This window comes from Flavobacterium sp. 22659, from assembly GCF_052044235.1.
In the GTDB taxonomy this organism is placed as follows: domain Bacteria; phylum Bacteroidota; class Bacteroidia; order Flavobacteriales; family Flavobacteriaceae; genus Flavobacterium; species Flavobacterium johnsoniae.
Window position 1 is genome coordinate 317,302 of sequence record NZ_JBQEMU010000002.1, and the last position, 12,283, is coordinate 329,584.

General features: G+C 36.2%; 5 protein-coding genes. All 5 read right to left on the reverse strand.

Translation table 11 applies throughout. The features are described 5' to 3' along the window. Nucleotides 1–127 precede the first annotated feature (127 nt). The 5 genes from ACTJIW_RS03410 to ACTJIW_RS03430 all read right to left on the reverse strand — a co-directional run bounded on the left by ACTJIW_RS03410 (nt 128) and on the right by ACTJIW_RS03430 (nt 12,261). Complete coding sequence (locus tag ACTJIW_RS03410) at nt 128–2,146, reverse strand: aceric acid hydrolase (protein WP_440715514.1); 2,019 nt, start codon at nt 2,144–2,146, stop codon at nt 128–130. 178 nt (nt 2,147–2,324) lie between these two features. Continuing rightward, the gene (locus tag ACTJIW_RS03415) at nt 2,325–4,784 is read right to left on the reverse strand and encodes a pectate lyase family protein (RefSeq protein ID WP_440715513.1); all 2,460 of its coding nucleotides are present in this window, start codon (nt 4,782–4,784) and stop codon (nt 2,325–2,327) included. A 15-nt stretch (nt 4,785–4,799) separates the two neighbouring features. Further along, a complete protein-coding gene (locus ACTJIW_RS03420) occupies nt 4,800–7,127 on the reverse strand; it encodes a DUF5703 domain-containing protein (protein WP_440715512.1) in 2,328 nt (775 codons plus the stop codon). A gap of 161 nt (nt 7,128–7,288) precedes the next feature. Then, nucleotides 7,289–8,713: a sialate O-acetylesterase gene (locus tag ACTJIW_RS03425; protein WP_440715511.1), complete on the reverse strand. Its 1,425-nt coding sequence runs from the start codon at nt 8,711–8,713 to the stop codon at nt 7,289–7,291. 158 nt (nt 8,714–8,871) lie between these two features. Next, on the reverse strand, nt 8,872–12,261 hold the full coding sequence (locus ACTJIW_RS03430; RefSeq protein ID WP_440715510.1) for a glycosyl hydrolase: 3,390 nt from the start codon (nt 12,259–12,261) through the stop codon (nt 8,872–8,874). Between the last annotated feature and the right edge of the window lie 22 nt (nt 12,262–12,283).

Here is a 12,283-nt window from a genome sequence, read left to right on the forward strand (position 1 = left end):
AGCTACTTGCGAAGATTTCTCCTTCGTCGAAATGACAAACTGAGCGATTAATATCTTTGACAAAAATTAAAAATCCGTTTAAATCCGCGTTTTGCCAAGGGCAATCCGTTTCATCCGCGTCCAAAATTTAGTGCGACATCCAAACCGTCATCTCCCCTTTTCCTTTATTTCCCCATGCAAAATACGGAATCAATTTTACTTGTACAGCATCTGCATTTTTAGAAGAAAGCGGTTTGTACAACGTTTTATTCCATGAATTATTTGAATTTATAACGGCTTCAGCATCAATGCTTACTAAATTTCTATTATTCAATATGAAATTGTTTGTTGCGAAATTCGATTTCAAATTTAAAGCCACATCATTTACACTTACTTTCGCAGGAAGCTGATCAGATTCTAAGCAATATACCAAAGGTCCTCTTTTTACAGCGACCTGATTTTTAACTTCTTCAACCAACGGATTCGCTTCCATTAACTCAACCGGCATTGGAAAATTCAATTCGATTACATCTCCTTTTTTCCATTTCTGATTTAATTTCAAATAAGTTCCTGAAACAATTTTATCATTAATTTTTGAATTGTTTATCAAAATTTCAGCATTCTGACTCCAACCCGGAATTCTTAAAAAGAAATTTTGTAAATCTTTTGGAGCTTTCACAATTTTCAAAGTTATTTTTCCGTCCCACGGATAATTGGTTTGCTGTTCAATTTCGATTTCTTCTCCGTTTAAAGATTTTGTTTTCAATTGATTACTTCCATATAAATTCACATACAAACCTTCTTTCGAAATATTGTAAGCATAATTTCCAACTTCAGCAATTGTTCTCGTTACGTTTGGTGCACAACAGTTGGATAAGGCAATATATCCTTCACGCTCATTCCCCCAACGTTGATGAAATGGCAAATCATTAGAAACATTCAGCGGATTGTTATACAAGAATTTTTCTCCTTCTAAATCCATTCCAGAAAGTACACTGTTATAAAGAGCTAATTCTATAATATCAGCATATTTGGCATCTCCCGTAATTTGAAGCATTCTCCAATTCCATAAAACATTTCCAATATTAGCACAGGTTTCAGTATGAGCTGTTGCATTTGGCAGTTGAAAAGGTCTTCCGTAAGCCTGATGAATTTTCTGAACTACAGTTGGATCATAAGAAGTTCCGTCTGGCGAAACGCCATCATATAAAGATCCACAACCGCCAGTAATGTACATTTTACGATAGGTTACATCATCCCAAATCGATTCTAAATTGTCTAATAATTTCTTTTCTCCTGTTTCGGCATACAAATCGGCAACTCCAGCGTAAAGATAATTCGCTCTTACAGCATGCCCCATTGCAGTTGTCTGCTGTCTAAACGGAACTCTATCTTGATTATCATCGGTTCCGTCATTTGTAGTTCCTTTAATATCAATTAGATTATTAGCCAATTCTAAGTATTTCGGATTTTTGGTCGTTCTGTACATTTCGACAATTCCCATATAATGAGACGGACAAATGGCATTTCGAGCCAATTCTGGTGAAGCTTTTTTGTAGAAATCATACAAGAAATCGGCAACACCTTTTGCAATATTTAGGAAATTTGTTTTTCCTGTCGCACGATAATGAATACAGGCTGCAGTCATTAAATGTCCCATATTGTATTTCTCAAAACCCAATTGTTTTTTCACTTCTTCTGGCCCTAAAGTTCCCCAACGTTCGTCGATTAAAACTGGCGTATGAATATAACCGTCTTTGCGCTGTACTTTCGCGAAAAGCGTAATGGCTTTATCCATTTCAGCATCGAGTTTTTTATCTTTTGTGACAGCATAAGTCGCTGCCATTCCCTCAAAAATCTTATAGAAATCACCATCATGAAACGAAGGCCCTTTGAAAGTTCCTTTGCTTAAACCTGCCGCAATTTCGAAGTTTTTGTAAGCATGCGAAATCTCATCGTTATGATACAAATCCCACATATATGGCAAAGTATTTTTGGTTTCTACATCAAATTGTTCTTTCCAAAAACCGTTTGTCCATTTTACATCTTGCAAACCAACACTCTGTAATTTCGAATAAGGACTTTCTGAATTGGCAACCAAACCTTTGTTCTGCGCAAAGATTACGGTTGAAAGAAATAAAGAGGATATGATGATGTTCTTTTTCATTTTGAATTTATTTTTTGTTTGCCACGAATTACACTAATTTCCACGAATTAGTTTTTTGCCACAGATTAAAAGAATTAGCACAGATTATTTAGTATAAAATCAATTTAATCCTTTTAATCTGTGGCAAGAAAAAGAAAAAATTAGTGCAATTCGTGTAATTCGTGGCAAACCCATTTTTTTATTTAATAAAGAAATTAATGGTTCTGCTCATTGAATCTCCATCTGCATCTTTTACCGTTAGAACGAAAGAAGCAAATCTTTTTTCAACAGCTGTAAACTGAATTTCTTTTCCTTTTAAAACCACTTTTCCATTTTTAAGATCAGAGAAAGTATACGCTGGTTTGTTTTCGTATCCTTTGAAATAATCTGCAGCACTTAAAGTCTTTTTCTCTCCTGAATTCACAAAATAATGAGGTTGAGCCAGCCAGTCTAAATAATTATCCAACTGCGTAAATCCGTCTTTATCTGTATCTTGATTCGCATCTGAGAAATCTCCAGCTTTCGAATTTTCGTTTAAGCCAAAAGCTTTTTCCCACCAGTTTGGCAAACCGTCATGATCTGTATCCCAATCTGTCGGACGAGTTTCTGAAGCAAAATTTGGCCATCCGCCTGCATCTTGTTCGTTATCGATCATACCGCCTAAACCGCTTTTGCTTCCTTTGTAAGTGAAAGTTCCCTTTAAAGTTTCCTCTACAATTCTATTATCATGTTTATCAAAAAACGGCTGATTAGCACCAACATCTGAAAGCACATTTTTATAAGCTGCTTTAGCTGATTGCGTTTCTACATAAGAAGGAAAAAATGGTTTGTCTACAAAAGTTTCATATTCTACCTTTTCGTTATGACTTATAGTCGATTTTCTACCTTTATCCTGAGATTTCTCATCGAAGTAACCCGGCATAACATTTCCGTCAAAATAATAACGCTGCATACCTTTTCCAACCCCTTCATGCTGTGCATTTAGCGCCACAAAAATTGCAGTTGAAGCACCTGGTTTATAGTAATTATTTACAAAATTAACTTCGTTTGCACCACCGTCTGTTGCTCTTTTTCCCCAATTGTACACTACATTATTTGTAATATCCAATCTTCCAGTGTAGAATCCGTCACCACTTAAACCACCGCCAATACTCCAGTTACGTCCATAATTGTGAGCTAATAAGTTATGATGAAAACTTCCGATATCGCCGCCAATTGTAGCAGCGTAACCGTGCATTTTTCCAGCTTCATATTTACCATGTCCGGCAACATTTAACGCTTCAGAAATTAAAGTTCTCTGTAATGTAATGTGATGCGCTCCACGTGAACTAAACGATTCATCAATTGTCCAGCTTATAGAGCAGTGATCAATAATACTGTGATCTGCACCCGTTAATCCCATTCCGTCGAATGTTCTGCCTCCACCGATACGAACTTTTAAAAATCTCATGACACCATCATTTCCTGTCAAACCTATTGGAGCTCTGCTAATCGTAATTCCTTCACCAGGAGCAGTTTGTCCCGCAATAGTGATATAGGGCTGATTTGCCACTAATCTCGATTCTAGTTTAATATTTCCCGAAACAGTAAAAACAATCGTTCTTGGTCCAATTTCCTGATTGATCGCATCACGTAAACTTCCTGGTCCGTCATCATTTAGATTAGTCACTTCAATTACTTTTCCGCCCCGTCCTCCAACTGCATAACGTCCGTAACCTTCAGCTCCCGGAAATGCTAATTGTGCCGGTTTAAACGACCAAACATTACCTTGAGTAACTTCACCTTTAGCATCGACTTCATCTACTCTCCAGTAATACGTTGTCCCGCTGTATAAATCAGAAACTGAATACGATTTCTCAGTTAGTTTTCCTTTAAATTCTTTTGAAGATTCTGTTGCGTTTTCTACCGCATTTTTATCTTCACCAAAATAAATTTTATGCGATGCTACGTTTTTTACAGCATCCCATTTTAGAGTTAAAGTTTTACCCACTTCAACATGTTCGTCTCTGTTTTTTGGTTCTGGAGTTCTGGCCTGATTCATTAAATTTGGCGTATCAATTTCAAAACCGTTGATTACAATCTGTTTTATAATATCTGGGTTTGAAGTTGGATCAATTTCAAAACGAACAATTACATCTTTTCCTTTTTCAGCATTAAAAGTAATATATGCCATAGAAGCATCAATTTTAGCATTGGCTCTCTGACTTGCATTTACGGTTTCCTGAAGTTTTCCGTTTACGTAGATTTTTATCGGAGAAAAAGTTTTTCCTGTAATGACATCAAAAGCGTTATGAAATGTCAAAAGCGTATGTTTCCCAGCTTTCAGTCCGCTGATTTTCAATTCTAAATTTTCAGCCGTAACCAATCCATCACTTCCTAATCTATTGTAATGTGGAGCACTCATTCCGACTTTGTACCATTTTGAAGTAAAGTTTCCTTTTAACTTAAAAGATACATTATTAAATGATTTTTCGGCTTCTTTTCCTTCGTTAATTACCCACGAATCATAACTTGGATCATGAACTTCTTCTAGTCTTCTTTGAAAAAAATCAAAGTCAACTTTTACGATTTGTTTATCAGTATTTTGAACTGATTGTGCTTGTCCATTTGTGGTTAAAAGCATGGACAAAACAGCACCACTTATTAATTTCTTTATCATTTTAATTAGCAATAGTTAGTTTAATTTTGTTTTCTCTGCTTCAGATTTTCCTAGCAGATTTATAATGTCTTTTTTTCTTTCTTCTGGAATTACTTTTAAAACCTTCAATTCTCCATTCACGAGTTCGGCTTCAATTGTTGTATTTTGTTTGGCGTGTAATTTAAAATGAACGTTCCAATCTTTTGGCCACGCTGGGAAAAGATAGATTTTCCCGTCTGCTTCCTGCAAAAGCATTTCCTGCATGCCAATCATTCCCGATCCGCCCCAATTATGATCTGGAACCCAATCAAAACCAGGTCCCCAAAAAGCTGGAAAACGTCTTTCTGAATTGGCCATTTTAAGTGTATTGTATTTCATCGCTTCTTCGGTTAACCCCAAACGAGCGGAGAAAATATTATCTTGTTTCCAACTTACATGACTTCTAAATTTTAAAGCATCTGGATCGTATTTCCATGTATTTAAAGCCGTTTCCAAATCAGGTTTTCCAACACCATAAATTCCCCACGGATAAACAGGATACAATTGTGGAACTTCTGAATTATTGACTCTTTCCCAAGTTTTAGCAGGAAGTAAAACTTTATGATTTTCAATCTGCCCGAAATTTAAAGGCGGAATTCTGGTTTGAAATGCTTTTAAATATTCAACGTCTTCTTTTGACAATTGATTTCCTGAAAGGTTTAAAAGGTTTTCTGTAATAACTTGCAAAGCTGAAATTGTGCTGTTGGCATTATTCGCCATTTTATAAGTTTCAGCCCCTGAACCTGGAAAAAGAACTAATTTTCCGTTTCCATCTAAAGCTTTTCTGCCTCGTTGTTTTGCTAAGTATTGATAATGTTCATCGAAAAAACGAAGACAGCTGATGATGAATTGATTGTATTTTTGAATGTCTTCTCCTGCATAATCTTTCTGCTGCAGCATCATTTGACAGAATTCCAAAACAGTATCCCATTCGTATTCGAGCCAAGCATTGTACTCCATTCCCGGATCGTAATCTGCAGGACGCTTCCATTCGTATTCAGCTGGATTTGGCAAGCCGAAGTTTTCTAGTTGCTCGGTGAATGATGCTCCATTATGTTTCCAATATACTTTAGATCGTAATTCAGCATTTTTCTGCAAACTCAAATAATAATCCAATTGTGATTTCATCATATCAAAATCACCACTTTTTACCATCGGGAAATAAACCAATCTTTGGTTTTGAGCCGTCATCGTTCCTCCTCCCCAATTTCTAAAATCAGGCGTAAAATTCAGGTCTTTATTAGTATGAACAGGATCAACTGTAAAAAGTCCGCCGTTGAATTTGGTTGGATATTTTCCATACGCATTGCATCCCAACATATATCGAAACAATTGATAATTCTGCCCGATCTGATACACCGAATCTTTGGCAGTTGACTGATTTTTTTGAGTGAAAATAAAACTGCGATTCCAGAAATTATTCCACCATTTTTGAGTGTTTTTTTCTGCTTGTTTTGCTGTATTTTTATTTGCCGAAATGAAACTTTTCAATCCATTATCCCAAGTAGAAAAATCAGATTGATTGGTGTTTAAATAAATTTCTAAAGAATGTTTTTTGGATGGTTTAATGCTTGTTAAATTAAAACCTTTAAAATCGGTATCCTGATATTTTCCAAGATATGTTCCGTCTGGTTTTAGATTATCGCCTTTCATAAATCCGCCGAAAGTCAAATTCGCAATCGGGTTTAGCATTTGGTCTTTAACCGATTCCATTTTTTGCTGTTTTACTGCTACATCAAAAACCGTATTTTCTCTGTTTCTGTGATAAAATTTGATACCATTATTTTCAAACGAAATAGAATCTTTATACGTAATAAGTTCCCCCTGAGGCGCCCATTTATAGGAATTCGCGTTGTTTTCTTTTCCTTTCGGATAGCGGTTTTGATAACGCCAGCTTTCGTAAGAAGCAGTCATTTTCAACGGATTTTTACTTTCTAAATCAACATGAATTATCGGTTTAAAAACATCAACCCAAAGTTTTATTTTTGTGTTGTTTTGCCCAACTAAAACATAACCATCTTTCAGTTTCAATTCCTGATGAAACCCTTCTTTTCCTTCAAAAGGATTCGGACTTAAAGTCACTTTTACTCTTCCTAATTTCAATAAAGTATTATGCTCATCAAAAGTTCCGCTTCGCGAAAAATAGAAATACAAATCCCCTTTCTCTACCCAAACATTCATACCAATATCTCCGCCTCCCAAAGGCATAGATTCTGATGAATTATTGCTTTGAGTTGTCCAAACCTGATTGTAATTATCAAGCATAGGAATTTGCGCTTTAATGCAAAGCGTTGTGAAGAGAAGTATGTATTTGATGTATTTCAATTTTACTCTTTTTAAAGTTTTTTTGTCATTTCGACGAAGGAGAAATCTTCGTTGCATGATCGACAAAGATTTCGAAACTACTTGCGAAGATTTCTCCTTCGTCGAAATGACAAACTAGTCGTTAAACTCATCATTAATCATTCACAATTAACAATTCACAATTACCATTCGTCTGTTCTAAACGAAGAAACTGGCAAACCACCTGCACTAAACAATTCCGCTTTTACAAAGTCTTTCCATAAATAGCGAACAGCAACTGGATTTTTCACTTTATCAGAAGTCAAAACCACTGATTTTCTTCTGACCACAGTTTTAGCTGGATAAAAAACTTTGTCTTCTCCTGCTATTTCAAAACCAGTTACTTCTTTATCATAAGATGTAATTCCGTTTGCAACATCATCAAAAGAAACCGTTACAGCGCCATCTTTTATTTCCATTGATTTGTATTTCGGACTTTCGAATTCGAAACCTTCAATTCCGTAAGTTCTTGCCAAAGCCTGAAAAGCCAAACGGTTTCCGCCTTTTTCTTTATCCATTGGATGAATATTGTTTTCTTCTCCAACATCAATTAAAACTGCCATTGCTGAATTCGGAATTTCCTTCGAAGCCTTAAACTGCGCTTCTCTCAAATAAGCTGAATTGTATTTTTCCAAATAATCTTTTGGATGAAAAGAAGCATAATTAAACGGTGCGATCTGCGCATAGTAAAACGGAAAATCTCCTTGATTCCACAACGTTCTCCAACTACTTACCATTTTTTTCATTAAAGCCTTATATTCATTTGCTCTTTCGTAATTCGATTCTCCTTGGTACCAAATACAACCTTTGATTCCGTAACCAATTACAGGCGAAAGCATTCCGTTAAACAAAGTCGTCGGAACACGGTTTGGGTCTTTTGCCAATTCTTCTTTTGTGGTCGGAATTTTAGCACTTGTAAAATCTTTCAGCATTTCCTGATTCATCCACGCTTCCATGCTCGAACCTCCGTAAGAAACATGAATCAATCCAACAGGAACATTTAAAACTTCCTGTAAAAGCGATCCAAAATACCAAGCCGTTGCACTAAAATTGGATGTTGATTTTGGAGATGCTTCTTCCCATTTTCCTTCAAAATCCTGCAAAGGTTCTAAAACTGTCGCTCTTGGAATCGTAATCAATCGAATGTTTTTATTGGTTGATCTTACGATAATTTCGTTTCCATTTTTAACGGGCTGACCTTGAAATCCTTTCAAAGGCATTTCCATATTGGACTGCCCTGAACAAAGCCAAACTTCACCCAATAAAACATTTTTGATGGTTACTTTTTCGTTTCCTTCTGAAACTTCAATGGTATATGGGCCACCAAAGGAAACCGTTTTTAATTCTGTTTTCCATTTACCTGAAGCATCTGTTTTTACCTTGTAGGTTTTAGAATCCCAAGAAGTTTTGATTACGATGTTAGCGTTCTTTTCCGCCCAGCCCCAAATTGGTGCGTTAGATTTTTGCTGTAACATCATGTTATCAGAAAACAATGCTGGCAATTTGATTTTGGCATTGATTTGAAGAGTTGCTAAAATCGTTAATAATGCAATAATTGATTTTTTCATTTTTTATTTATTTTTTGCCATAGATTAAAAGATTAAAAAGGATTATTAGTTTTAGTTATGTCAGGCTGAGCGAAGTCGAAGCCCGATTCCAATTGAAATGCCCTTCGACTTCGCTCAGGGTGACAATCCAAATAATCATTTTAATCTGTGGCTAACATTTATTTTTCCTGTAAAACTGTAACCTGCCCCAATAATCCAGCTTTCAACAAAGGTTCTCCTTCTAATCGAAACGGCGCTGTTGTCCACGTTAACCTTTCTTCTTTTGGCAATTTTTGATCGCCAATTAATCTGTTTCTCCAGGTATTTGTGATTTTAATTTCTATTGTATTTTTTCCTTTTTGCAAAGCTTTTGAAATATCTGTTTTGAAAGGAAAAGTCCAAAGCGTTCCGCAGTCTTTTCCATTGATTTTGATTTCAGCTATATTTGAGATTTCACCTAAATCTAACCAAATTTTACTGGTGTCTTTTCCTTTCCAAACGAACTCTTTTTTGTAAATAACAGTTCCTGAATAATACTTAATCTGATCATTATTTGAAGCACTCCAATCAAAAAGTTTGTTTGTTTTTACCACTTCTTTTGGGCCTTTAAACTCAGGATCAAACTGCAATTCCCAGTTTTCATCTAAAGTCTGAACTTTTTCAAACTCAGATGATTTTCCTTGAGCTAAAACTTCTTTTGTTACTTCTTTAAAAATCACAAAACCAGATTCGTTCGCATCTAAACTTATCGAAACAATTGATCTTCCGTTTTCTATTTTCCAATTGGATAAAGCCGAAGTTTGATCTGTTACAGGATTATACCATTTAGGAGCTTTTCCAGCTATTCTGAAAGAAGCATCAAATGTTCTTTTTTCTCCTTTTTGATTAGAAATGAAATAAATATCTTCGGTATCCGATTTACGATGCGCCCAAGCCAATGTTTCTGAATCAGCTCGGTTTAAATTTGGAAAATAAACGTCTTGTGTAATTCCGATTGAAGCAAAATCACTTCCTAAATACGGTAATTTAACAACTGTTCCTTTTCCTATTTTCCATGTTGAAGAATTGTTGTTATTCCAAATTTCATCAATTACATTTTGCCATTTCTTTTGATCGGTTTCTGATTGAATTCCTGGCTGAAGATTCGGTTTTTCATCTACAAAAATCGTTGCTCCGTCTTTAATCAATTTCAGTATTTTTTCGGCGGAAGCCAAAGACAAAATTTTATTCGGTGCCATTTTATGACTTCCAGGGAAGAATAAAGCTCCATATTCAATTCCACCATCAAATGTTACTTTACCGTTCTGAACTTTCGCACGGTTAATCAAAACATCGGCATTAAATGAATCATATTGATAACCATTTAGCGAGTTAATCCATTGTGATAAATCGGTTATATTTTTAGAATACGTCACTTCTTTTGGCATTTTGGCCGTTGGCTGACCTTCATTTTCTAAACGGATTTTCTCGCTTTCCAATCTTTCTTTTCCGAAAACATTCGGAATAAACGGCACCAAACGATCAGGTACAAAAGAACGGGAAGGAAAATCTTCGCCGATAAAAACTGCCAGATCAATTACAGGTTTTCCTTTTTGCAATTGAAACTGTACTCTTTGGCAATAATCAAACCACGCTTGCCCAGGTTTCCACCAAGTTTGGTCTCTTTGGAAAAAAGTTCCGATATCGTCTAAAGTCATTCCCGGTTTTCTGTCCGTCCACGGATTGTGGACAAAAACGTGATAGAATAAACGGTTAATTCCCAAAGCATAATTGCGGTCTGCGGTTGTTTTTAGATTTCCCGGATGTTCGTCCCAATCCATTCGCAGAGCCGTAAAAGATTCTGCCTGAATAATATCTTTTCCGTAAATATGTCCGCCAGAAATGGCATCGACCATATCAAAAGGTTTATCGTGCGTTGGGCTTTTCAACCAAAATTCCCCGCTTGGATAATCGACATATTTATAATGAAGCAATGCATCGCTTGTTACAACTGGCGCTACATTCTCGGCGCTTAATTTTATGTTGTTTTCTTTGGCGATTTGCGCTACAGTTCCGTAGAAATTATCGGCAACTAAATCGGCAATTGTTTTTCTAATATCGTATAAAACTTTCTCTGAAAAATCGGCACTTTCTACTGGAATTCCAGCCATAACTGGCAGATATTCTATAATATCATAACCACGTCTCTTTTTAAATTCAGCTTGAAAAACCGAAGACCAATTTTGACTTCCACATTCCCAACTGTCAAAATGAAGGATTTCAAGAACTTTCGAAGCCAATTCTGGCCCAGCAGAGCGAACGGCTTCTCCAAACCAATGATCCAACTGAAAACGAATTAATTCGGGGTTAAATTTATCTACTTCCAATCCTTTTCCTGCTCCGCCAGTGGCATTTTCATGCCCTGTAGAAGTATGTCCCATTCGGATAATTTTCCACTTTCCTTTTGGAGCTTTCCAATTGAGATTTCCATTGGCATCAACAAAATTGGAGATATTGATAATTTCTGATTTTTTGAATGCATCAGAATTTGGAATTTCTTTTTCAGTAGTCTGCGGAGTCAAGCGCCAAATTGCTCCTGATTTTCCTTCGTAATTATTAATCAACGACTGATTTGAAAGCGTAATTTTACTTACTTTCAGGTTTTGTTTCCATTTCGCAAAATCCAAATCTTCTGCTCCGGGTTCTGTTCCTTTTGGATCATAAACAAATCGGAAATATTTTGCTGTAACTGGCGTAATAGTATGTGTATTTGGGAAATCCATATCCTGCCAGCCGTGACGTGGCGCAATCATTCTTTCGTGAAATCTAAAATTGATTCCGTCATCGCTTACTTCGACAATCAGACGCTGTGCCTGAAAATCTCTTCCTTTGGTTTCAATGACAATAGATTTGCACGTAAAAGGCTGAGCAAATTCGTACTGAATCCAACCTGCATCAGCAAACTTGAAGTTTTCGTCTTTTTTAGGATCAGCCAAAAACGATGCATCTGTATTGTTTGATGTGGTTACTTTTGGCAGTTGTATCTGCGAAGTAATTTGGTATTCTTTAATCGGAATAGCAAAAGTGGCAATGTCTTTATAATAGTCTTTGTAATGTGCTGGAACTGGCAATTTCAGCGCCACTTTTTTTCCACCTAAAATTTCAGTCGTTGACCAGACAACTTTCTGCATCGACATTTCTGGTGTAATCCACGGACCGCCTGCAACCGCAAATCCGTCAGCTCCGTGAAAAGCTAGTTTCAATCCTAAACGATCTGCTTCTTTAAAAGCCCAATGAATCATATCCCAAAATTCTGGCGTCAACTGTAAAACTGGCGGATCTATCAAAGGCGGATTTGCTGGCCCTTTAATGGTCATTAAATATGCACCCGCAATTCCGGCTTGTTTCATGGCTTCCAAATCGGCTGTGATTCCGGGTTTAGAATACGCCGATTTCATCCAATACCAATATACCCAAGGTCTTGAGGATTCTAATGTTGGCTGAAAGTTGGTTTCTTTTTTATGGACTTCCTGTGCAGAGACGAAACTCGCTAAGAGAAGAATAAAAAAGAGGTGTTTTTTTTGAAACATTATTCTTTGTTTTATTTCGTTT

Excerpts from the sequence above, each read along its gene's own strand:
- ACTJIW_RS03425 (WP_440715511.1), bottom strand. The coding sequence starts at position 8,713 with ATGAAAAAATCAATTATTGCATTATTAACGATTTTAGCAACTCTTCAA.
- ACTJIW_RS03430 (WP_440715510.1), bottom strand. The coding sequence starts at position 12,261 with ATGTTTCAAAAAAAACACCTCTTTTTTATTCTTCTCTTAGCGAGTTTC.
- ACTJIW_RS03410 (WP_440715514.1), bottom strand. The coding sequence starts at position 2,146 with ATGAAAAAGAACATCATCATATCCTCTTTATTTCTTTCAACCGTAATC.
- ACTJIW_RS03415 (WP_440715513.1), bottom strand. The coding sequence starts at position 4,784 with ATGATAAAGAAATTAATAAGTGGTGCTGTTTTGTCCATGCTTTTAACC.